The organism is Clostridium sp. YIM B02555 (assembly GCF_022320955.1).
In the GTDB taxonomy this organism is placed as follows: domain Bacteria; phylum Bacillota; class Clostridia; order Clostridiales; family Clostridiaceae; genus Clostridium; species Clostridium saccharoperbutylacetonicum.
In genome coordinates, this window is record NZ_JAKJJY010000028.1 from 22578 (window position 1) to 45373 (window position 22796).

Genomic DNA, 22796 nt, shown 5'->3' on the forward strand with positions numbered 1-22796 from the left:
TTTCTAGAATTAAAATTATTAAAATAAAAAAATGTTAGAAAATATGGAGGGCTTTTATGGCGAACTTTGGTCATGGTGGAGATGCAAAGGAGTTAAGTAGAAAAAATAAGTTAGAGTATAATAAAATTATTGATTTTTCAGCTAATATAAATCCTTTAGGAATGCCAGCTAGTGTTAAAGAAGCAATAATTGATGGATTAAAGGAAGTTGAAAAATATCCAGATATAACTTATTTTGAACTTAAATGTGCAATTAGTGAGTTTGAAAATATAGATAAAGAAAGTATAATATTAGGTAATGGTGCAGCAGAAGTATTATTTAATATAGTCAGAGGTTTTAACCCTCAAAATGCATTAATACTAGCACCAACATTTTCAGAATATGAAGAGGCAACAAGAGCTGTAAGCGGAAATGTGATTTATTACAACTTAAAAGAAGAAAATAAATTTAAGATACAAGATGATATTTTAGAATATATAAATAGAGAATTAGATGTTTTATTCATATGCAATCCCAATAATCCAACAGGAGTTATTACGCCTAAAGAATTATTGATTAGAATTTTAATGAAAACAAAAGAAAATGATGTTATAACTATAATAGATGAATCATTTTTGGATTTTATTGAGGAAGATGTATCTATGATTTCTTATGTAAATGAATATAATAATTTAATTATAATAAAATCATTAACTAAGTTCTTTGCACTTCCAGGATTAAGAATTGGATATGGAATAAGTGGAAATTTAAAACTAAAAAGAGAAATAGAAAAAATTACTCCTGCTTGGAATATAAATATTTTAGCTGAAATAGCAGCGAAAATTGGTATTAAAGATAAAAAATATATATCAGAATCTATTAAATACGTGATTAAGGAAAAAGAATATTTATATAATGAATTAAAAAAGAATAGTGAATTGAAATTATATGAACCAAGTGTCAATTTTATTTTAATAAAAACTTGCAAAAATATTAATTTGAAGAAGGAACTACTAAAAAGAAATATATTAATCAGAAGCTGTAGTAACTATGAAGGGTTGAATAAGAATTATTATAGGATAGCTGTAAGAACGCATGAAGAAAATGTTATTTTAATCGAGGAGATTAGACGTATATTTGAAGAATTATAAAGTTAGAGGTAATATAAAATATATAGTAATAAGTAAATGAGGTAAGTATAAAATGAGTAAAGAAAAAGTTGTGATTTCATTTAGTGGCGGTAAAGATTGTACTTTATCCATGTATAGGATGATGAAAAAGGAATATGAAATAATCGGATTATTAGTAACCTTTGATAATCAAAATGACTCGTGTTTTCATAGGATACCAAAAAATGTTTTACAAATGGTTTCAAAAGAATTAGAAATTCCTCTTATTGAAGTTGAATGTGGAGAAGGAAAGGAATATGAAAAGGAATTTGAAAAAGCATTAATTGGGGCTAAGAAAAATGGTGCAAAAATATGTGTCTTTGGTGATATTGATATAGAGACTCATAAAAAATGGTGCTTAGATAGATGTGATGCAGCAGGAGTTGAAGGAGTATTTCCAATATGGCAGGAAGATAGAGAAAGCTTGACTAATGAATTTTTAGATTGTGGTTTTAAAGCAATAATAAAAAAGGTTAATTTAAAAGCTTTAGGAGAAGAGTTTTTAGGAAAAGAACTAACTAAAGATGTTGTTCAAGAAATTAAGAAGTTAGGTTGCGATCCAAGTGGAGAAAATGGTGAATATCACACCCTGGTATTTGATGGACCAATATTTAAAAATAGGGTTGCTTTTAACCAAATTAAAAAAGATATAGATGATAATTTTGGTTATCTAGTTATAGATGGGATATAAATACATAAAACTAAACAGTATTTAAAATAAGAGCAGAAGGATTAGTTTTAGTATACCTAAGTATTGGAACTCAAATTTGAGAGGAGTAAAATCAATGGATAAAAAAAATATAATGTTTTTAGGTACAGCATCCTCAGTTGGAAAAAGTACCATAGCAGCAGCTATATGCAGGCATTTGAAAAATCAGGGTTTTAGTGTAGCTCCTTTTAAGGCGTTAAATATTTCATTGAATTCATATGTAACTAAAGATGGATTAGAAATGGGAAGAGCACAAGTGGTTCAAGCGGAAGCTTGTAAAATAGAACCAGATGCTTTAATGAATCCAGTCTTATTAAAACCAAGTGGGAATTGTACGCAGGTAATTTTAAATGGAAAGGTTTTTCGTAATATTGAACCTTATAAATATAAGGAACTTAACAAAAATTTAAAGAAAAAAGTAAAAGAAGCATATGAAAAACTTAAAGAGGATTATGATATAATTGTTTTAGAAGGCTCTGGAAGTTGTGCAGAAATAAATTTAAAAGATAGTGATATTGCTAATATGGCAATGGCTGAAGTGGCAAATGCACCCGTGATTTTAGTATCAGATATTGATAGGGGGGGAGTTTTTGCTTCAATCGTTGGAACTATTCAATTATTATCAGAAGCAGAGAGAAGTAGAATCAAAGGTGTTATAATAAACAAGTTTAGAGGAAATGTAGAATTATTTAAGCCTGCAATTAAGCAATTGGAGGAAATTATTAAAATTCCTGTACTTGGAGTTATGCCTTATGAAAAGTTTGACATTGAAGACGAAGATAGTGTGACTGAAAGAATCAAGAATAGTGAAGAAGAAGGAACTTTGGATATTGCTATTATAAGACTTTCACATATGTCAAATTTTACTGATTTTAATATATTAGAAAGAATGCCAGGAGTAACAGTAAGATATGTTACTAAACCATCTGAGTTAAAAAATCCAAACTTAATAATAATACCTGGAACTAAAAGTACCATAGAAGATTTGCAAAATATTAAAGAAAATAAATTATTTAATAAAATCAAAGAATTAAAAGCAAATGGAGCTCCAATCTTTGGAATATGTGGTGGATATCAAATGTTAGGAACGTGTATTCTTGATAAGTTAGGAGTTGAAGGAGAGATTTCTCAGGAAGATGGTTTTGGATTTCTGGATATTAAAACAAGGTTTAACGAAACTAAGATCACAAAACAAACTAAGGGTGAAATACTATGTGATCTTAAATTAATAAGAAATATTGAGGCAACCACCATAAGTGGATATGAAATTCATAATGGAATAAGTAAAATAGGTAAGAAAGCAATTCCATTTATAAAAGATTTAGAGGGTAATGTGGTTGGAGTATGTGACGAAGAAAAGATGGTTGCAGGAACTTATCTTCACGGGTTGTTTGATTCTGAGGAATTCATGAGTTTATTTGTAAAGTCTCTCAAAAAATACAACAATATAATAACATCTGAAGAAATGGTTATTGAAAAAATTAATGAATATAAAGATAATCAATATGATAAATTAGCTAAATTGCTTGAAGAAAATATAAATCTAGAAAAATTAAAAGAGATTATTGAAATTTAGGTTTAGAGGTGAAGAGAATATGTTGACAGTTACAGAAGAAAGGTTATTAAAATACATAGAAGATCGTGCAAGAGAAAACATTAAAGGAAAAAAATTTTATAAAACCACAGATGTATTAGAACAAGCTTTTTGGATATCTGAAGAAAAGGCCTATGAAGTTTTAAAGAATATAATCTCTAGAAAAAATATAGGAAATTCTAAAGAAGCTATTGTAGATGAATATATTGATATGCTAAAAAAAGGATATGGATCAATACAGGAGCAAGTAGAAGTTTTTGGCGGTGATAAAGTTTCAAGTGTACTTTATACAGCACAAAAAAGGGTGAAAACTTTTAGTGGAGGATCTTTTTTTGATGTGTTAAGGGAAGTGTATAAGGTTCCAGAAGAAGAAATTTTTCCTTTAACAGAGAAGTATTTGAATTTTTTAAATTCTAATCTATTTGCCTATAGATTAGAGAAAGAAACTTTTCATAAGTTTTTACAATCAGATTTAGAGGAATTGGACAAGCAATTTAGTCGATTTGTGAATTTATAAATGTAAGTATTGTATTTAGGTTTAAATAAAGTTTATATAAAAGCAGTGAAATTTGAGCTTATGGATATTATAATAATCATCCGGCATCAAATTGATCACTGCTTTTGCATATAATATATATTATATAAGTTTTTTATTTTATGTAAATCTAATTTTTATATATCTTTATATAAAGTATGTTTAAAATTAGTAATTAATTCATAAGCTGTGTCATAATCAAAAACATTCAATAGATTCTTGATTTTATTTAGAATTATAAATTGGCTTTCAGTTAAATCATATTCCAATAATTCATTTAAATATTTGTTGCTAGAATCCAAGTCGAAATTATCGATTGTGTTAGCTATATTAGTAACTATAGTTATTAAATCTTGAAAATTAAATTCCTTAATTTTAGGTTGGGGAACTGTAGTTTCTTTTGTAATTACAAATTCAATATTAGATAAAAGGGTAGTATATTTATTAAGTAAAAGATCAACATTCTCTGTAATGAATTTTAAATCTTTATTTGTTCCAGCGATTTCATGAAGTTTAGCTAACTGGCATAGGCTTTCATCTCCAATTAAAGCAGCAACAGTTTTTAGAGCATGTACCTCTATAGTATAATTTTCAATATCTTTATTATTCGCAAAATCTTTAATTATATTTATTTTATTTTTACCATCATAATAAGCAACTGAAAGAAGTGAAAGATAATTATCCATATTGCCACAGCAATTTTTAATTGCTTTTCTTGTATTAACATTCTTTATTTTTATTTCATTTGTTATCTTTGCTGGTTTTTCTGTAAAGGTTATTTCTTCAATATATTCTTTTGGAAGATAACTGCGAAGAATTTTATTTAATTCAAAAATTTTTATTGGCTTTTCTAAATAATCATTAAAACCGTTCTCAACATAGAGAGCGAGTGAATTAGAAGAAATGCTTGCAGTTAAAGCGATTATTGTAATGTTTTTCAAATGTTCTTCTTTCTTTTCACGGATCTTAGAAGTTGCTTGAATTCCATTTAGAATTGGCATTACAATGTCCATAAAAATAATGTCATATGAATTGTTTTTTAGTAATTCTAAGCATTCCTCGCCACTATGTGCAGTTGATATATCCATAGCAAAACTACTCATTATGTCTCTCTCAATTGTTAAGGTTACATTACTATCATCAACAATCAATACTTTAGCTTTAGGAGCAATAAAAGGTTTTACAATAATATTTTTTGATGTGACCATATCTATTTACCTCCTAAATCTTCAATATATGATTGTGAGATATAAAGAAAGGAATCACTTACTGATAAAAATACATCGACAATAGCTGGTTCAAAATGGGTTCCAGTCCCTTGTGATATTATTTCAACAGCTTTTTCATGGCTGAATGGTTTCTTATATACACGTCTTGAGGTAAGCGCATCATAGACATCAACAATAGCCATAATACGTGCACATAAAGGAATATTATATTCTGAAAGGCCATATGGATATCCAGTACCATCCCATCTTTCATGATGACAAAGAGCCATATCTTTAGCTATAAATAGAAAATTTTCTTCATTTGAAGCATCTATTACCTTTTGGAGTGCAGCCCCTCCTAAGATAGTATGTTGTTTCATGTAATCACGCTCATTTTTATTATAATCTTCTGTTTTTAGAAGTATGTTATCAGAAATGCCTATTTTTCCTATATCATGAAGAGGGGCTGAACGAATAATGTTGCGAATATAATCTTCTGTAAAAATATCTGGATATAATCCTGCATCAACCATTGCTAATACTAAGATTTCTATATATTTCGCTGTTCGCTTAATATGTCCACCTGTTTCACCATTTCTGCATTCAACTAGCTCTGCAAGTCCAACAACGATACTGTCTTGCAAGTTTTCTATAGTTTGTGTTTTTTTAAGTACAAGATATTCAAGTTCCTTTCTGTACCGTGCAAGTTCCAAATGAGTATTAATTCTAGTTAGCATTAATTCAGGTACGAAAGGTTTACTTATAAAATCTACAGCACCAAGTTTAAGGCATTTTAATTCACTTTCAATATCTGTTGATGAAGTCAAAAATATAACTGGTACTTTATTTAATCTATCCATTGATTTAATAGTACTCATTACTTCATATCCATTTATACCAGGCATATTTATGTCAAGTAATATTAAATCTGGAGTATTTTTTAGTAAGAATTTCATCGTTTGTATAGCAGAAGTCAACAGCGTGACGTTATAATATGGTTTTAAAACCTGTTGTGAAAATTTTAAATTAGTCACGCTATCATCCACGATCAAGATATGTTCCATATGATTCCCCCTAACTAATTTTTAAAAAATATATTTGGAATCTATATACTAAATAAAGTGTTCTCATTTAGCCCCGATATAAATAACATTTAATAATAGTATATTTATTTTTAAATTATAACTAAATGACAAATTTAAGTAACTATATATTAAATAATTATATAAGTTTTAAAAAAAAATATAAATTAACAATCCCCTAATATTATTTTAGCAGAATTATGGCAATAAGTAAAAGATAATGTAAAATAATGAAGGGGTAAATAAAATTTTAATTAAATGTATAAATATTGTAGTTTACGTAAGAAGTAAGAGTATTTTTATAATTTAAATTTGAGAAAAATTGATGGAATTTTCGACATCAACTTGTAATTATTCGCTTTTACTTCTTACCTATTTTAAAATGCTAGTTTGAATCTGACATACTTATTATTTTAATACTCTGAGTATTGCTAATAATATAAGCAGAGCACCAGAAAGCCAGGACAAGTTTAAATTTAATTTTTGTGCAAATTTTTTCCCAAGGAAACTACCAAAGGAAACTGCAATAAGGCCGATAATAAAGCAGAGTACTAAAACTTCAAAATAATTTACATTGCATAAACTTGAGCCAATTCCAACAGCAAGACTGTCTAATGATAAGGCTAATCCTAAATAGAAGGATTCTTTAATATTTAAAGATTTAGAATTATCAAAATCTGCTTTAATTTCATCTGCATAGACCTGTAGAATAAATTTAAAATCAAAAATTTTAAAGGTTAGTGGTTTGTCTGACCTAGAATATTTGGAAATATATGATTTAAAAATACTTTCAAACAACCTGTATGTTCCTAGTAACATTAAGAGAAAAAAACCTAAAATTACGGGGAGATTACTTGGAAGAAAACTTTTTAATATAGAACCAATAAGTAAAGAACAAGCTAGTGTGATTGTACATACGAGGTTTATAATAATTTTTGATATATGAGGAATATGAATTTTAGAAGTCCCATAAGCAATGCTTGCTACAAAGGAATCTATACATAAGGATGATACTAATAATAAAGATTCAAGCATAAATATTACCTCAGAAGTTTTGATACACTTTATAATATGAAAAATAATTACTATTAGTGACAAATTTTGAGGAATTATTTAGTAAAATATTAACTCGGAATTAAAATTGAAATAAATTATAGATATCCAAAGCAAGAATTAGACATATGCGGAACTTACCGAAATTAAACACATATTTATTACAGCGAACTAATGAAATTTTCGCTGGATGGGTTCTAAGTGGAAGGATGCACCCATTTCTGCATGTTCCTAAAGTAAATTTATGACAAGCAGAAAGTGGAACAACCTTAGAGGAAACTCGACTCACATTCGTTCGCTGAGTAAGCGATTCACACCAAATCATAGATTTGGGTTCACTGCTTAACAACCAATTTCATATGCCGCTTGCACAAATATGTATCTAATTTCTAGTGTAGTGTTACGCTTATAATTTCTCAATAGTATATGTATATTCCATTTATAAGTTTGATTATTTATTTGGATATCTATAATAATACTTGTAAACTTAGTATATTAGATTAAAGTTGAAGTAAAATAAGATAGTTAACTTTGTGAATAGTATAAGTTGGATTGATAACTTACAATTGTACATTGATAATTGCAATATATATATTATAATTAGATTATGTAGTAAATTTCAAATGTAGAAAGATTGCACATCAAAAGAAAACTATATTATTAATAAAAGATATTACAGAAGTTAAGTTAGTTATATCATGAGTATTAGTAATAATTGTATTAGCAACAAATGGAGGAGAAATATGTATAAATTAATAGCATTAGATATGGATGGAACTTTATTAACAACAGATAAAAAGGTTTCGATTAAGACTCAAGCTGCAATAAAGGCGGCAGAAGCAAAAGGTGTTAAAGTTGTACTGGCATCAGGAAGACCATTAATTGGTTTAACCAAGCATTTAGAAGAACTTGATTTAATGAAAGATGAAGATTATGTTTTGAGTTTTAATGGTGGATTAGTTCAAAATGCCAAAACAAAAGAAATTGTATCTAAGTTACCATTAAAAGGTAAAGATTTAAAATACTTATATGAGATAAGTAAAAAAAATAATGTAAATATTCATGCCTTTTCTGCAAGAGAAGGATTAATAGCTCCTAAAATTAGCAAATACACAGAGTATGAGGCAGAAATAAATGAAATAGATATAAATGTAAGGGATCTTAATGAAATTGATGATGAGGAAGACATTATTAAAGTTATGATGATTGACCCACCAGAAATATTAGATCCAGCTATAGAAAAATTACCTAGTGAAGCTTATGAAAAATACAATGTATTTAAGAGTTCGCCTTTCTTTTTAGAATTTACTAACAAGGAAGTAGATAAAGGATTAGGTTTGAAAAAGCTTGCAGAGTATCTTGGTATAAAACAAGAAGAAATAATTGCTTGTGGTGATGCAGCTAATGACTTATCTATGATAAAGTATGCTGGACTAGGAGTTGCTATGGCAAATGCAACTTCAGATGTAAAGGAAATAGCTGATTTTATTACTACATCAAATGACGAAGATGGAGTAGCAAATGTAATAGAAAAATTTATTTTATAAGATATGCTTTATGGGTAAATAATATATGGGGAAGAATAAAATTTATATGTTCAGCAAAATTAAATATAGAAAAGTAGCTGATGCCTTAAAAAATGGGAATTATATAGTGAGTGGGAGGGGATACGAGCTATGAGATTAGTCCCAATTGAAAGTGTAAAGCCTAATACAGTTCTTGGCAAAACCTTATATGATGTAGACGGTAGAGTTTTGCTAAGGGCGGGAGTTGTTTTAAGAGAAGTTACAATTGCAAAAATAAAAGAAATAAATATTTTATCTATATATATTGTTGATAAATATAGTGATGAGGAAATTGACGACATCATAAAACCAGAGATAAGACAAAAAGCAATTATAACTATAAAAGAAGCCTTTTCCAATATTGGAAGACTTAACACTACTGATCAAGAAAGAAATAAAGAAAGTGATTATACGTGGCAAGAACAAAGCTATTTTTATAATATAGGGAAAATGGCAGTTAATATAATTGAAGATATTTTAAAGCATAAAGATGTACTGTTGGCTTTAGTTGATATAAGAAGTATGGATAATTATATGTATTCTCATTCAGTAAATGTTGCTGTAATATCACTTACAATAGGAATAACTTTTCAGATGCCCAAAAAGAAATTGGAAGCTCTTTGTATAGGTGCTTTGATTCATGATATTGGAAAATCATTTTTGCCAAAGAGACTATCTGACATAGAAGCTGAATTAACTGCTGATGAAAAAGAAATGATTAAGCAACATCCGAGATTAGGATATAAATATTTATCAAGTACTTATAATATAAATAGTTTAAGTAAAATGATTGTATTACAGCATCATGAGAGACCAGATGGGAAAGGTTATCCAGATAGATTAAACAAAGATAATATTGTGGATTTGAGTTATATAGTAAGCATTGCGGATGCTTATGATAATTTATCAACAGATTTACCTGAAAAAAGAGCTATGTTTCCTAGTGATGTATTAGAGTATTTAATGTCTAATGCTGGATCAATGTTTGATTATAATATTGTTAATATTTTTTGCAGAATTGTTATTCCTTATCCAAAGGGAACTATAGTGGAAATCAGTACTGGAGAAAGGGCATTAGTAAGAGAAACAATCCCAGGTTTTCCGCTAAGACCAATTTTGAAAATAATTGAGAGCCAGAGAGTAACTAGGATTGGTGATGAAATTAATTTAATTAAAGAAATTTCTATAGTAATTACAAAAGTTGTACATGATGTATAGAGTGGTAAAGTATTAGTAATATAGAGTTAATATGAAGACACAATAAAAAGTTACAAGTGATAAGTAATTGTAAACACTTATCACTTGTAACTTTTCTTATTTTTCAGGAATTTATAATGCAGTAAAATCTGTGGATAATGTATAAAGTTAATTTTTACAAATATCTATAAATTCAAATTTAGTAACGTCAAATAGACCCTTATCAGTAATTTTCAAATCTGGAATCACTGGTAATGACAAAAATGACAATGTCAAAAATGGATTGAAATTAATATCTGGAGCTATAGCTTTAATAGCAAAATGAAGATTTTTTAAATCATCTTCAATTTCATGATACTGTCTGTTAGTCATAAGCCCTCCAATTTCAAGGGAAATATGAGCTAGGATAGTTTCATCTTTAACTATAATTATTCCACCATGCATTTTTTCTAACTCTTTAGCAGCAAATAGCATATCTTTATCATTTGTACCTGCAAGGATTAAATTATGGGAATCATGAGCAATAGTAGTTCCAATTGCACCTTCCTTAAGACCTAAGCCTTTTAATATTCCAAGGCCAACATTTCCAGAGCCTTTATGTCTTTCAATGACTGCAATTTTTGCTAAATCATCTTTAGGCGAAGGTTTGAATTCTGTATAATTATTATGATTCATAGATTTTATATCATCAATATTTAATTCTAAATGAATACTTTCTAATTTGTTTGGAATTATTTCTATTACATTTAATTTAGTGTTATCCTTACGTTTTATGCTAATGGTAAAGCTATTTTCACTAAGAAAGGGTAAATTAACAGTATTGCTGTATAAGCCAGAAGCTTTTTTTACTAAACTAGCGTTGTAATTAGTAATTTTATTGTTATCAACAATAAGTTTTCCAGCCTTAAATACTTTAGAAATCTTAAATTCTTCTAAATTATCCAAAATAATAAAATCAGCAATATATCCAGGAGCAATAGCACCCTTATCATTTAATTTATAAAGATTAGAAGGATTAATAGTTGCCATTTGAATTGCAGTTTCAGGTTTCAAACCATTCTTTATAGCATAAACAATAGAATTATTAATTGAGCCATTGTTAGCAATATCATCAATATGTTTGTCATCAGTACAAAAACAAAATCTACTGCTATTATTTTCATTTACCGCTGGTAGTAATTCTTTTAAATTTTTAGCAACAGTACCTTCTCGAATTAGGATATGCATTCCTCGTCTGATTTTTTCAAGGGCTTCATTTGCATTGATACATTCATGATCTGTTAAAATGTGAGCACTTCTATACGTGTTTGACATCATAGGTGTAAAACCAGCTCCATGCCCATCAATTACTTTATTATTATGTACAGCATCATAAATTTTATCAATAATATTTTCTTTACAATAGGCTACAGAGGGATAATCCATAACTTCAGCCAAACCTAGAATTCTATCATTTTTATAATAATTTATGAGATCTTGAGATAATAAGGTAGCGCCAGAACTTTCAAAACAAGTTCCAGGAACACATGAAGGAAGCATGAAATATATATCAAAAGGAAGGTCTTTTGAAGAATTTAGCATAAAATCTATGCCATCAGTGCCCATTACATTAGAAATTTCATGAGGATCAGCAATAATAGAAGTTATTCCGTTTAATAAAGCATACTTAGAGTATTCTGCAGGGGTAACTAAGCTGGATTCTATATGACAATGTGAGTCAATAAGGCCGGGACAAATATATTTGTTAGTACCATCTATAATTTCTTCACCATCGTAATTTCCAATACCAACAATATAACCATCTTTGATTCCTATACTGCCAACAAATCTATCTTTATTAAAAACATCTATTATAGTTATATTTTTAATTACTAAATCACATTTGATTTCTTTTCTAGATGCTTTTATAGTGTTTATTAATGTTTGTTTATTCAAAGTAATATCCTCCTCCTAATAATCATCATATTATAAAAAAAGCGCAAAGCGCAATCACGTTAAAATATATTTTTATTATTATAATTAAGTTAATTACTATTGTCAAAAAGATAAAAGGTTTACAATAAAATAAATTTTATTTCACGTATGATTTGGAATATATGAAGTGAAATTTTATTTATATATACGTATATTAAAAAAATATAGGAGATGAGCATTTGTTAAAATAGTGATCTTCTATATTTATATATAATTAAATAAATTCTATGCATGTGGGAGTTGGAATATTCTCAGATTTTATGAAAGTAAGTACTCCTGTTAATTGATTAATAGAGAATATTGTTATATTGTCAGAATTCTCGTTAGCACTAAGTAAAAAGTTTCCTGTTGGATCTAATTGAAAATCTCTAGGAGAATCACCGTTGCAAGAAAATGAATCGATATATTTTAAGTGGCCATTATTTTTGTCAATTAAAAATAAACTTATTGAATTATTTCCTCTGTCAGAAGTATATAAAAATTTATTATTATTATGAATTCTAATTGCACCTCCAGATTTTTTCTCAGTGTAATTAGGTGGTAAACTACTCAAAATTTGAATATTTTCAAAGAGATTTTCTGAATTTACGTTATATTTAAAAACAAAAATTTCAGAAGTTAATTCACTTATTACATAATAGTATTCAGGGAATGTTTTTGAATAAGTAACATGTCTTGGTCCTGTTCCAGCAGGAAATGTATAATTAAGATTATCCTTATAATTAAGAGTACCATCATTAATTGTTGAAACCATCAGTTTATCAGTTCCTAAATCTATTGAAATAATATAATTTTCATCATGTGTAAACATTGAACAATGGATATGAGGTTTTTCTTGTCTTGAAATATTTATACTATGTCCACAATGGCTTCCTAAAATAGGAGAATCTAAAATTAATCCATCTAAGGTTTTATATATAAGCATCTTATTTTCATGATAATTTGATGAAATTAGTATTTGTTTATCTTTGCTTATACTTACATGACACGGTGGTTTTTCTTCTGAGATATAGTTATTTATTATATTTAGCTCATCTTTTTCTTCCCAATATTTAAAAGAGGAGACCCCAGCTTTTTTATCATCTTTGCAGGAAGAATATAGAATGTGTCTATCTCTATCAATAGATAAATATGTAGGGTTTTCTATTTCAAAAGCTAAATTTACTTTTTCAATATGACCTGATGTAGTATTAAAATTAATTCTATAAATTCCTTTACTATTATTCTTAGTATATGTTCCGATATATCCAATTGCGATATTATTATTTGACATAAATACACGAACTCCTTTTTCTTACATATGTATTAGTATAGCATAAAGCTAAAAACAAAGCACAGTAATAAGATTATTATGTGAGGGTTTGTGATATATATACAGATTTAATTAACTTAAGTCGTGCTGCAATGTTGATTACAAAAGGAATTTTGATATAATAAATTATAAGCAAAAAATAGTAATGTCTATAATTTTTTAGTTATAGTAAAAGCACTTGCTGAGAAGTATATCATATGGATAATGTGAGGGTTACTGTTTTCAGTAATATTATCCTATGAGTAAGAAATATTTAAATAGAAGGGGGACTTAGGAATGCCAATAAAAATTCCTATACAATTACCTGCGTTTCAGGTTTTATCTAATGAAAATATCTTTGTAATGAATGATGAAAGGGCTAATACTCAAGATATAAGACCATTAAAAATAGCAATTTTAAATTTAATGCCTAAAAAAATAGTTGCTGAAAATCAATTGTTGAGATATTTATCGAATACACCTTTACAAGTTGAAATAACACTTATTCAAACAAAAACTTATATTTCACAAAATACACCATCAGAGCATTTAGATAAATTTTATAGTTATTTTGATGATATAAAGGATCAAAAATTTGATGGACTGATAATAACAGGTGCACCAGTAGAAAAAATGGAATTTGAAGAGGTTACATACTGGAATGAACTCACTAAGATAATGGAATGGAGCAAAACTAATGTGTTTTCTACAATTCATATTTGTTGGGCATCTCAAGCAGGCTTATATTATCATTATGGAATACCTAAATATGATTTGGAAGAAAAGATGTTTGGAGTATTTCCACATTGGGTAAATGATGAAAAAGCAGATCTTACTAGAGGTTTAGATGATGTATTTTATGCACCTCATTCAAGACATACTGAAGTGAAACGGGAAGATATTGAGAAAGCACCAGAATTAGAGATTTTATCTGAATCTGAAGAAGCTGGTATATTTATTGTCGCAACAAAGGATAGAAGAGGCGTGTTTATTACAGGTCATATGGAATATGACAGAAATACACTTAAAGATGAATATATTAGAGATAAAGAGAAAGGTGATAATGTAGCAATACCTAAAAATTATTTCAAGAATGATGATGTGAATGAAACTCCTAAGTATATATGGAGGGCAACAGCAAGTTTAGTTTTTGGAAATTGGTTAAATTACTGTGTATATCAAAATACACCTTTCGATCTTAATAAACTATAAATTAATAAAAAATGACATGCTTTAATTTTGATAATTTCATAAGCATGTCTTTGTTTTTTTCTATTGATTTATTAAATTTTATGGACTAAACTTAGGATAAATAAAAATGTGTAAAAGAGTAATAGTTTAATATATTTGGAAATATTAAATAGGGGTAAAGTAATGAGAAGAGAGTATTTATGTAAGTTCTTATTAATTAGTATATGTATAATTTTGATTTTATCAGCAATAAATTGTCATGATTTATTTACATGGGCACTAGAAGTATTACCGGCTATAATAGCGGGGGTAGTATTGATAGTTACATATAATAAATTTAAATTTTCAAATTTCACTTATTTGCTTATATGGATTCATGCAATAATATTAATAATAGGTGGGCATTATACGTATGCTGAAATGCCATTGTTTAATTGGATAAAAGATATTTTTCATTTAAGTAGAAATTATTATGACAGGGTAGGACACTTTGCACAAGGATTTGTTCCTGCAATAGTTCTTAGAGAAGTGTTTATTAGAAATAAAGTAATAAAAAACAGAGCATGGACTAATTTTATTGTGATTTCTATATGTCTTGCAGTTAGTGCTTCTTATGAATTGATAGAATTTGCTGTTGCAACATTTACTGGGGAAGCAGCAGATGCTTTTTTAGGAACTCAGGGAGATGTTTGGGATACTCAATGGGATATGACGTTTGCATTGATTGGAGCAATTTTTTCAATAATAGCATTAGGGAAGTATCATGATAAATTATTGGAGAAATTATAATTGCTCCAGTACCCTTTGATAAGTAAATTAAATTATTGTAAATAATATATAAAATGAGGTGTATTATAAATGAATAAAGAAAATAATTCAAAACATTGGAAATTTGGAATTTTTTATTATAATCCAGATGACCCATCAGAAGTTATTGAAAAAAATAATGGGAAAGGATCAACAATTAACTTTGCAAGTAAAGGTGGAAGAAGAACTTTTGCCCTTATGATGATACCTGCCTATATAGCAATTATTTTAGTCATAGCAATATATTTATTTTTCGTTTAATTTCTGTATGTAAGTTATGTATAATTAATAATTAAAATACAATATGATTAATCCAATTTCAATAAAAAGTATGAATGGTACACCAAACTTAAATTTTATATGTTTGGTTTTATGTCTAAAAGCAGACATTCCAAACAACATACCAATAGAGCCACCAATTATGGAAATACCAATAAGTGTATTTTCAGGTATTCTCCATTCCTTGTGAATAGCCTTTTGTTTATCAATAAGCATGATGATAAAGCCAACTAAATTAATTACTAATAAATATGCTAGAATAATTTTTAACATAAGTTTCACTCCTAAATAAATAATGTAAATTATAACAATATAATTTATTTTAGAGTATAAACCTAGTATAGTAAAGTATATTGTAATTTCAACCGCCTAAAGTAACATCCTGTTCATCATACCAAGCTAGAGCATTATAAAAATCTTTAGTTTTAAAATCAGGCCAATAATTTTCTAAAACATAAAAATCTGCGTAAACAGCTTGAATAGGCAACAAACCACTTAAACGTCTACGTCCACCCCAGCGAATTATCAAATCAATTCTAGAAATATCCTTTGAATGAATGTAATGTTGAATGTTTTTATTAGAGGCACTGCTATTTTTTAATAAATTTAAATCCCACTCCCAACCATAATTAATTAAAAAGTTTACCTTTATTCCACCATTACCGAATTTTCTTCTTGTGGTGAAAGGTAATAATTCAACTGGAAAGCAATTAGATTTTGTATTTCCCAATACTAATATTTCACAATCTTCTTTAGTTAAGAGAATTACTGAATCGATGCACGCCTTGGTAAAAGCTATTTTTTGATCTTTGGGACGTTTAGTATTATCTACAGTAAAACCATAAAAGGTCACTTCTTCAACCTGTTCTTTTTGGCATAACTTAAAAACTTCAAGTCCGGGATTTATACCATGCTGATATCCCTTATCTTTAGTCATAGAATTAAACATAGCCCACCGTCTATTTCCATCAGGAATAATACCTATATGTTTTGGAATGCGCATTTTTAGATCACCTCATAAATTTTAATTTTGCCTTTTAGAGTATATCCAAATGGGAGAAAAAAATACACACAGATAAAAAAAGCGCGAAGCGCAACCAAGATCATAATGAAAAAAACAAGAACCTATGGAAATAGTGTGAAGGACAATTAGAAACTTATTTGTCCAACCAAGATCAGGATTTATGCAGTTTCTCATTCTAATTATCAAAACATGCGTAATTGAGTTTCTAGTCAAATTTATTTTTTTATGTATTGGAAAAAGACATATTTCCGCTTTAGGACAAAAAACACCCACAGACATTCTCAGAAGAGAAAATCCGTGGGTTTCCTTATATTGATATATTTAGTGTTACTATTTGTCTCGACATTACAGATATTTTTTTCCTTCGACCCATGCATTTCCAGCTTTATCACCTAATGAAAAATAGCTGTTGCTGAACGAATCAAAAAATAACATTCCTGTTTTCTTGGCATCAATTATGCCGGTGTTATCTAATACTGACTCATCTGCCGCTACATTGACAATTCTGGCAAGTACAGTAGTGAAATTATTTGATCTTACAACCTCTATGAGTTCGCATTCGATGACTAGTGGACTGCCTTCGATGATAGGGGCATTGACGTGTTCACTCTTTACAGCCTTCAAGCCTGCTTTTTCAAATTTATCAGGAACTCTATGGCCGGTTACAATTCCAAAGTAATCAACTTCCTTTATCAAATTCTTATTAACAAGTGCAACAGTAAATGCACGTCTCTTTTTAATATTATCATGCGTCTTACTACGTGGACCAATACATAATGAGAGATCACCGGCATTTGTCCTTGTACACTCATGCAAATTCATCACATTGACTGTTCCATCATCATTATAAGTGCCAACCATTAAAACCGGCGCTGGATAACCATACGAAAAAGCATTTGGACCTAAATTTTTCATCATAATAAACAACCTCCTCTCAGTTCTTCTCTCTCAAATGAAGTCCGTCGCGGTAAGCATCACCGACCTTTTTACCAACGGACAGATATGACTTATTCATCCAATCGAAAGTGATCGGATGGAATTTTTCAAATGATACCTTTCCATCTTCTCCAAGAATCCGTTCATCCAGACTTACATTGACGATTTCGCCTACCAGTCTCCAGGTTTCCTCATCATAGCTCTTCACTCTGCACTCAACGGCAAAAGGAAGCTCATCGATAATCGGTGAATCTACGAATTCGGACTTTGTTGTATGGAATCCGGACTCTTCAAACTTATATTCCATTTTATTTCCAGTTGTTATACCAAGGTAATCACAGGCAACTTCATTTTCCACATCCGCCATACTTACAACAAAGGAACCTCTGCCAAGAATACCCTTTAACGTATTTCTCTGGGATGCTACGGTAATAGTAATTTCTGTCTCATTCGTGATTCCGCCCCATACTGCTAACATGGCGGTCGGCTTTTCAGCCTCATCATAAGATGAAATCATCAAAACCGGCATCGGTGTGATGTATGGCTTTGCTCCGATATTTTTTCTAGACATATTTATCCTCCTTAAATTCAGGATGTCGGGTTCTCCACTCCCAGTGCTTTTGTCATTTTGATCATCTGTTCTTCTGCAGCCTTACGTTCTGCAAAGAAATCATAATAGTATGAGAAATCATAATCGTTACTAATCCATCATATAGATTTTCATCTTCCAAATCAGCGCTAAATATTAACTTGAATTATGGCATATTTTAACCTACAATTAGATACAAGTATATCTGATTTGCCAAAAACGTTGCAATGCTTGAAATAATTGCTCAGAAATCTGAAGAAAGGAATGTTGTTATGTCTTGGAATTGCGATACCGAAATTGATCACGCATTAGAAAAACTCGGTCGGGACTTTCCACACCTCAATTGGGACTTTAGCTCGGATCCGTCATCAGGAAATAACGAACTGATTTCGCATTGGTTAGGAGAGAAATCTGAGGAAGTTATGGTGTGTGCATTTAAAGGAAAAAAAATTGATGAGCGTTTTCACCGCCAGGAGTTTTTTTTCATTCATTTTGCCTACCACGGAGATTATGATGCATTAAGCGCCAACTATAACAATCGGATCACGGTAAAAGAAGGAGACTGCTATATAGGTCAACCCTACAGTGGCTATGCTGTTAAACATGATTCTGATCACGAATGTATTATTCTCGGAGTACTGATTCGTAAAGAAACCTTTTTCCGAGAATACCTGAGTGTGCTCTCAGCAGATAACTCCATGCTTAATTTTTTTCTGGAACCACAGAAAAACAAATATGCAGAAGAGTTCGTTCATCTTGAAATTCCAGCTTCTTCGCCAATCTGGCAGCTGCTGAATGTCATGATTCTTGAATATGCCCATAAAACAGAGGACTCACAGAAAATTTTAAAACCTATGGTCATGTCCCTTGCAATGTATATTTCTTATGAGTACAAGCGTCAGCATCTACCTACTGGTACGACATTAATTGACCGGATTATGGAATATATCGAATCACACTCTGATTCTGTAACATTGAATGACATTGCATCCCATTTCGGATATCACCCAGTTTATATTTCCCGTCTTTTGCCGGAAAAGACAGGTAAGACCTTTTCTGCTCTGCTAGCAGAATCACGTATGCGAAGAGCCAAGCTATTATTGGATCATACGGATCTTTCCATTGAAAAAATTGCTGATATGCTCGGATACAGCAATAGCAGCAATTTCTATAAGGCCTTTAAACAGTATTATGGTACTTCTCCTCGTCAGCTTTAATGGTCAATGTTACGGCTCGTGAAATGCATCAATAACGTTATTAAACCATTTTTTCAACCATAATACTGATTAGTTCATCATGCAAGATCTCACCTTTATTAAATTTAGTACAGTCCTAAAGAAACTGGCTGCTTCTGCTCGTCACCTGCTTTTGTGCAGTCTTCAGATGCTCACAAAGATCAGCCAGTTCTTCAAAGCCTATCTCTGTTTTTTCGGTCGGAGCGAGTTCTAAAAGAGATTCCGCTAATGCAAATTTATACGATTCCGCATTCATTCCAAACTTAAAGCTTTTCAATACAAATCAACTTTGAATATTAAATATTGAACATTGATAATTGAAATATATATAATAAAAAAAACCTAAGTATAAATAAGGGAATATTATACTTAGGCTAGCCATAAAATGACTGAAATTATATTTTATAAGGGGTAAATAACAATCAACTACTTTATAATATTATTATAATCATATTATGTGTCAAATTTATGGCAATAAATAATAAACTTCAATTAATGCTTTTTCTATAATAATAGTATATACTAAATTATTGTTGAGATATTTTTGTTAACAATGTAAATTAAATATATAATTGGATGATATAATTAAATCAACAGGCGAGGTGACAATAGGTGATAGGTTTAATTGGTATAAAGAAAGACACTCCGTTGGAAATAAGAGAAAAGTTTATAATAAAAACTAAAAAACGTGAACTATACTTGAAGGAATTACTTACGGAGTTAAAAGAAGCAGTTATTTTAGCAACCTGTAATAGAACAGAGATTTATTTTAATGCATCTTTTGAAAAAGAAGAATTATTAGAAAAGGTTTTTTTAATTTTTAATTGGAATTTTGAGTATAGAAAGTACATATTTATTGCTAGTGATAAAGGTGCATATAGACATCTTTTTGAAGTATGTTGTGGATTTCACTCTAAAATACTTGGAGAAGATCAAATTTTAGGCCAGGTAAAAGAGGCTTATGAAGAAGCAATAAAATTTAAAGCTGTATCTTTAGAATTACATAGATTATTCCAAGAGGCTATTACTGCTGGAAAGAGATTTAGGAAAGAAGCTAAATTGTTTGAAATTCCAGTCTCTTCTGCATCAATAGTTATAAATGAAGCTATAAAACAAAAGTGTAATAGTTTTATGGTTTTAGGATATGGGGAAGTTGGGCAGCTTATTTTGAAATATTTACTTTCTCACAAGGTTGAAATTATATATTTAGTGGTTAGAAATGCTAAAGTTAATGATGAGATAAATGATAAAAGAGTTAAAGTAATTGATTTTGAAGGGAAAAATAATTATATAGATAATGTAGATTGTATAATTAGCTGTACATCTGCACCTCATGCAGTCGTTAGAAAAGGTGATTTTAATGAGGAAGGTAACAAAATTTTAGTATACGATTTGGCTGTTCCAAGAGATGTAGAAGAAGAAGTTTCTTTTATAAGTAGAACCGAAGTTTATAATATTGATACTATAAGCCGAATCGATGATAACAACAAATTATTAAGAAAAGAAAGAATGGAAAATAATAAAGATATTATGCTTAAATATCTTAATGAATATGAAGAGTGGCTTAAGCTTAGGGAAGTTTCTCCTGTTATACAAAAATTAAGAACTTTAGGTAATGAAGTTTATGAAAAGAGGAGCAAAACTTTTATACATAAAAGTGATAATGATAAGGATATAATTTTAGCTGATAGATTAATTAAAAGTACATCAGATTTTTACATAAATAGAGCCATTGAAGTTGTTAAGGAAGAAGCTTTAAAAGGAAGTGGTGAAGAATGGATAAATATAATGCAAAAGATATTTTTCACGAAGGAATAGATTATTCTTATATTTCATTGATATCAAAAAAGCTTAGAATAGGAATAATTGGAGGAGGAAAAGCTGGTACAATAAAAGCAAAGCATTTTGTTAAGAGTAAATCTTATGTAGAAGTCTTAGCAAAAACTTTTGACGAGGAAATAATTGAATTAGCTAAGAACTCAAAAGACAATTTAAAGCTTATAAATGAACCCTTTAATTTTAGATTTTTACATGATAAACATATAGTAATTTTAGCCTTTAACGATGATATTTTAAAAAATAAAATAAAAGACTATTGTGATGAAAAATATAAAATATACATAGATTCCTCTGATTTTATGAATGGCATGGGAGTTGTTCCAGTTCAAAGAAGCACCGATAACTTAACTTTTGCATTGAATACTGAATATGGAAATCCTAAAGGTTCAGTTTTTCTTTCTAATAAGATAGAAAATTTATTAAAAGAATATGATAGTTTTATGGCGTTTATCACTAAAATACGAAATAAAACAAAAGGGATGGAATCATACAAAGATGATATAATTAAATTTATAGTAAGTGATGAATATAAAAAAGCTTTTGATGAAGGAAAAAGTGAGGAAGAACTAAGAAATAATTTCCCAAAGAATATTGTAGATTACTTACTTGAGCCTTAGAATAAAAAGATAAGGAGGGAAAATTGAAAAGTGGATAAGTTTATAATAGCAACAAGAAAAAGCCAATTAGCGCAAGTGCAAACTGAAATAATAATGAAGGATTTAAAAGATAAGTTTAATATAAATAGCGAAAAATTGCTTATAGTTACAGAAGGGGATAGGAGATTAGATGTTTCCTTAACTAAAATTGGAGGAAAAGGTCTTTTTGTCAAAGATATAGAAGTTGCTTTGCTAGAGGAAAGAGCACATGGTGCGGTTCATAGTATGAAGGATGTACCCTATGAATTAAGCAGTGAATTTGAAATTGCAGCAATAACTGAACGAGAAGATATAAGAGATGTCCTTATTTCAAAGGACAATATACCTTTTAAAGAAATGAGATCAGGAGCTGTAATAGGGACTAGCAGCATTAGAAGGGCATGTCAGCTTAAATTACTTAGAAATGATTTGGAAATTGTATCAATTAGAGGAAATGTGCAAACTAGATTAGAAAAGATGAAAAGGGAAAATTTAGACGGCATTATTTTAGCTAGTGCAGGATTAAAGCGGTTAAATGAGGAAAATTTAATAACTGAATATTTTGATCCAAAAGAATTTATACCAGCAGTTGCTCAAGGTGCATTAGGAATTGAGTGCTTAAGGAATAGTGAAAGCAGACAATATTTCAATAAATTGGAAGACGCAAATGCAAAATTAACAGTAGAAGCTGAAAGAAGCTTTATGAAAGAATTAAATGGTGATTGCCATAGCCTTATTGGCGCATATTCAGAAATTCAAGGTAATGATTTATATATGATTGGTATATACGATATTGGTGGAAAAATAGTAAAAAAAGATATTCTAGGAAGCAAAGAAAAGAATATTGAACTAGGAAAGAACCTAGCCCAAAAGATATTGGGAAAATAACTGTAAACTGTGAACTG

22 protein-coding genes are annotated in these 22796 nt (G+C 29.2%); 13 read left to right on the forward strand and 9 right to left on the reverse strand.

The annotated features are described in order from the left end of the window. Positions 1-56: 56 nt before the first annotated feature. The 4 genes from cobD to L3B98_RS25695 all read left to right on the forward strand — a co-directional run bounded on the left by cobD (position 57) and on the right by L3B98_RS25695 (position 3968). Positions 57-1130 (forward strand): threonine-phosphate decarboxylase CobD, encoded by a 1074-nt coding sequence (gene cobD, locus L3B98_RS25680; protein ID WP_238918786.1) that lies wholly within the window; start codon positions 57-59, stop codon positions 1128-1130. 52 nt (positions 1131-1182) lie between these two features. Further along, positions 1183-1839, forward strand: a complete 657-nt coding sequence (locus tag L3B98_RS25685) for a diphthine--ammonia ligase (protein WP_238918788.1) — start codon at positions 1183-1185, stop codon at positions 1837-1839. 94 nt (positions 1840-1933) lie between these two features. Further along, the gene (locus L3B98_RS25690) at positions 1934-3433 is read left to right on the forward strand and encodes a cobyric acid synthase (RefSeq protein ID WP_238918790.1); all 1500 of its coding nucleotides are present in this window, start codon (positions 1934-1936) and stop codon (positions 3431-3433) included. 19 nt (positions 3434-3452) lie between these two features. Then, complete coding sequence (locus L3B98_RS25695) at positions 3453-3968, forward strand: hypothetical protein (protein ID WP_015391564.1); 516 nt, start codon at positions 3453-3455, stop codon at positions 3966-3968. A gap of 155 nt (positions 3969-4123) precedes the next feature. On the opposite strand, the gene L3B98_RS25700 is transcribed toward L3B98_RS25695, so the two are convergent. The 3 genes from L3B98_RS25700 to ytaF form a co-directional block, all read right to left on the reverse strand. After that, the gene (locus L3B98_RS25700) at positions 4124-5194 is read right to left on the reverse strand and encodes a response regulator (protein ID WP_077361332.1); all 1071 of its coding nucleotides are present in this window, start codon (positions 5192-5194) and stop codon (positions 4124-4126) included. A 2-nt stretch (positions 5195-5196) separates the two neighbouring features. Then, complete coding sequence (locus tag L3B98_RS25705) at positions 5197-6258, reverse strand: response regulator (protein WP_077361334.1); 1062 nt, start codon at positions 6256-6258, stop codon at positions 5197-5199. A gap of 426 nt (positions 6259-6684) precedes the next feature. Next, the gene (ytaF, locus tag L3B98_RS25710) at positions 6685-7311 is read right to left on the reverse strand and encodes a sporulation membrane protein YtaF (protein WP_077361336.1); all 627 of its coding nucleotides are present in this window, start codon (positions 7309-7311) and stop codon (positions 6685-6687) included. A 761-nt stretch (positions 7312-8072) separates the two neighbouring features. On the opposite strand from ytaF, the gene yidA reads away from it, so the two are divergent. Further along, positions 8073-8876 carry a sugar-phosphatase gene (gene yidA / locus L3B98_RS25715; protein WP_077361338.1) on the forward strand — a complete coding sequence of 268 codons (804 nt, stop codon included), beginning with the start codon at positions 8073-8075 and terminating at the stop codon, positions 8874-8876. 129 nt (positions 8877-9005) lie between these two features. After that, on the forward strand, positions 9006-10112 hold the full coding sequence (locus tag L3B98_RS25720; protein WP_015391569.1) for an HD-GYP domain-containing protein: 1107 nt from the start codon (positions 9006-9008) through the stop codon (positions 10110-10112). Between the two features lie 147 nt (positions 10113-10259). On the opposite strand, the gene ade is transcribed toward L3B98_RS25720, so the two are convergent. Together ade and L3B98_RS25730 are read right to left on the reverse strand one after the other, a co-directional pair. Next, positions 10260-12026, reverse strand: coding sequence for an adenine deaminase (gene ade, locus L3B98_RS25725; protein ID WP_238918791.1), 1767 nt, complete (start codon positions 12024-12026; stop codon positions 10260-10262). Between the two features lie 253 nt (positions 12027-12279). Next, complete coding sequence (locus L3B98_RS25730) at positions 12280-13338, reverse strand: lactonase family protein (protein ID WP_238918792.1); 1059 nt, start codon at positions 13336-13338, stop codon at positions 12280-12282. Positions 13339-13653: 315 nt separating this feature from the next. Here L3B98_RS25730 and metA point away from each other — a divergent pair, with 315 nt between their 5' ends. From metA to L3B98_RS25745, 3 genes are all read left to right on the forward strand, one after another. Then, positions 13654-14568, forward strand: a complete 915-nt coding sequence (metA, locus tag L3B98_RS25735; protein WP_015391572.1) for a homoserine O-succinyltransferase — start codon at positions 13654-13656, stop codon at positions 14566-14568. Positions 14569-14730: 162 nt separating this feature from the next. Then, entirely contained in the window at positions 14731-15336 is a 606-nt protein-coding gene (locus L3B98_RS25740) for a DUF2238 domain-containing protein (protein WP_238918793.1), read from the forward strand. Between the two features lie 69 nt (positions 15337-15405). Continuing rightward, positions 15406-15615 carry a DUF5808 domain-containing protein gene (locus L3B98_RS25745; protein WP_238918794.1) on the forward strand — a complete coding sequence of 70 codons (210 nt, stop codon included), beginning with the start codon at positions 15406-15408 and terminating at the stop codon, positions 15613-15615. A gap of 24 nt (positions 15616-15639) precedes the next feature. On the opposite strand, the gene L3B98_RS25750 is transcribed toward L3B98_RS25745, so the two are convergent. From L3B98_RS25750 to L3B98_RS25765, 4 genes are all read right to left on the reverse strand, one after another. Beyond that, positions 15640-15906 carry a DUF1294 domain-containing protein gene (locus L3B98_RS25750; protein WP_238918795.1) on the reverse strand — a complete coding sequence of 89 codons (267 nt, stop codon included), beginning with the start codon at positions 15904-15906 and terminating at the stop codon, positions 15640-15642. An 88-nt stretch (positions 15907-15994) separates the two neighbouring features. Continuing rightward, positions 15995-16636, reverse strand: coding sequence for an undecaprenyl diphosphate synthase family protein (locus tag L3B98_RS25755; protein WP_238918797.1), 642 nt, complete (start codon positions 16634-16636; stop codon positions 15995-15997). A gap of 366 nt (positions 16637-17002) precedes the next feature. Continuing rightward, positions 17003-17575: a flavin reductase family protein gene (locus L3B98_RS25760; RefSeq protein ID WP_238918798.1), complete on the reverse strand. Its 573-nt coding sequence runs from the start codon at positions 17573-17575 to the stop codon at positions 17003-17005. A 16-nt stretch (positions 17576-17591) separates the two neighbouring features. Further along, a complete protein-coding gene (locus L3B98_RS25765) occupies positions 17592-18164 on the reverse strand; it encodes a flavin reductase (RefSeq protein WP_238918799.1) in 573 nt (190 codons plus the stop codon). Between the two features lie 245 nt (positions 18165-18409). Here L3B98_RS25765 and L3B98_RS25770 point away from each other — a divergent pair, with 245 nt between their 5' ends. The 4 genes from L3B98_RS25770 (at position 18410) to hemC (ending at position 22779) form a co-directional block, all read left to right on the forward strand. Beyond that, positions 18410-19399, forward strand: coding sequence for a helix-turn-helix transcriptional regulator (locus L3B98_RS25770; protein WP_238918801.1), 990 nt, complete (start codon positions 18410-18412; stop codon positions 19397-19399). A gap of 630 nt (positions 19400-20029) precedes the next feature. Further along, positions 20030-21235 (forward strand): glutamyl-tRNA reductase, encoded by a 1206-nt coding sequence (gene hemA / locus L3B98_RS25775; protein WP_238918802.1) that lies wholly within the window; start codon positions 20030-20032, stop codon positions 21233-21235. After that, positions 21193-21873: an NAD(P)-dependent oxidoreductase gene (locus L3B98_RS25780; protein WP_238918803.1), complete on the forward strand. Its 681-nt coding sequence runs from the start codon at positions 21193-21195 to the stop codon at positions 21871-21873. Before hemA ends, L3B98_RS25780 begins: the two co-directional genes overlap by 43 nt. A gap of 30 nt (positions 21874-21903) precedes the next feature. Continuing rightward, positions 21904-22779 (forward strand): hydroxymethylbilane synthase, encoded by an 876-nt coding sequence (gene hemC / locus L3B98_RS25785; RefSeq protein ID WP_238918808.1) that lies wholly within the window; start codon positions 21904-21906, stop codon positions 22777-22779. The last annotated feature ends 17 nt before the right edge of the window (positions 22780-22796 follow it).

What these genes read in the sequence shown, in the direction of transcription:
- cobD (WP_238918786.1), top strand. Translation starts at nt 57, where the DNA reads ATGGCGAACTTTGGTCATGGTGGAGATGCAAAGGAGTTAAGTAGAAAA.
- L3B98_RS25685 (WP_238918788.1), top strand. Translation starts at nt 1,183, where the DNA reads ATGAGTAAAGAAAAAGTTGTGATTTCATTTAGTGGCGGTAAAGATTGT.
- L3B98_RS25690 (WP_238918790.1), top strand. Translation starts at nt 1,934, where the DNA reads ATGGATAAAAAAAATATAATGTTTTTAGGTACAGCATCCTCAGTTGGA.
- L3B98_RS25695 (WP_015391564.1), top strand. Translation starts at nt 3,453, where the DNA reads ATGTTGACAGTTACAGAAGAAAGGTTATTAAAATACATAGAAGATCGT.
- L3B98_RS25700 (WP_077361332.1), bottom strand. Translation starts at nt 5,194, where the DNA reads ATGGTCACATCAAAAAATATTATTGTAAAACCTTTTATTGCTCCTAAA.
- L3B98_RS25705 (WP_077361334.1), bottom strand. Translation starts at nt 6,258, where the DNA reads ATGGAACATATCTTGATCGTGGATGATAGCGTGACTAATTTAAAATTT.
- ytaF (WP_077361336.1), bottom strand. Translation starts at nt 7,311, where the DNA reads ATGCTTGAATCTTTATTATTAGTATCATCCTTATGTATAGATTCCTTT.
- yidA (WP_077361338.1), top strand. Translation starts at nt 8,073, where the DNA reads ATGTATAAATTAATAGCATTAGATATGGATGGAACTTTATTAACAACA.
- L3B98_RS25720 (WP_015391569.1), top strand. Translation starts at nt 9,006, where the DNA reads ATGAGATTAGTCCCAATTGAAAGTGTAAAGCCTAATACAGTTCTTGGC.
- L3B98_RS25730 (WP_238918792.1), bottom strand. Translation starts at nt 13,338, where the DNA reads ATGTCAAATAATAATATCGCAATTGGATATATCGGAACATATACTAAG.
- metA (WP_015391572.1), top strand. Translation starts at nt 13,654, where the DNA reads ATGCCAATAAAAATTCCTATACAATTACCTGCGTTTCAGGTTTTATCT.
- L3B98_RS25740 (WP_238918793.1), top strand. Translation starts at nt 14,731, where the DNA reads ATGAGAAGAGAGTATTTATGTAAGTTCTTATTAATTAGTATATGTATA.
- L3B98_RS25745 (WP_238918794.1), top strand. Translation starts at nt 15,406, where the DNA reads ATGAATAAAGAAAATAATTCAAAACATTGGAAATTTGGAATTTTTTAT.
- L3B98_RS25750 (WP_238918795.1), bottom strand. Translation starts at nt 15,906, where the DNA reads ATGTTAAAAATTATTCTAGCATATTTATTAGTAATTAATTTAGTTGGC.
- L3B98_RS25755 (WP_238918797.1), bottom strand. Translation starts at nt 16,636, where the DNA reads ATGCGCATTCCAAAACATATAGGTATTATTCCTGATGGAAATAGACGG.
- L3B98_RS25760 (WP_238918798.1), bottom strand. Translation starts at nt 17,575, where the DNA reads ATGATGAAAAATTTAGGTCCAAATGCTTTTTCGTATGGTTATCCAGCG.
- L3B98_RS25765 (WP_238918799.1), bottom strand. Translation starts at nt 18,164, where the DNA reads ATGTCTAGAAAAAATATCGGAGCAAAGCCATACATCACACCGATGCCG.
- L3B98_RS25770 (WP_238918801.1), top strand. Translation starts at nt 18,410, where the DNA reads ATGCTTGAAATAATTGCTCAGAAATCTGAAGAAAGGAATGTTGTTATG.
- L3B98_RS25780 (WP_238918803.1), top strand. Translation starts at nt 21,193, where the DNA reads ATGGATAAATATAATGCAAAAGATATTTTTCACGAAGGAATAGATTAT.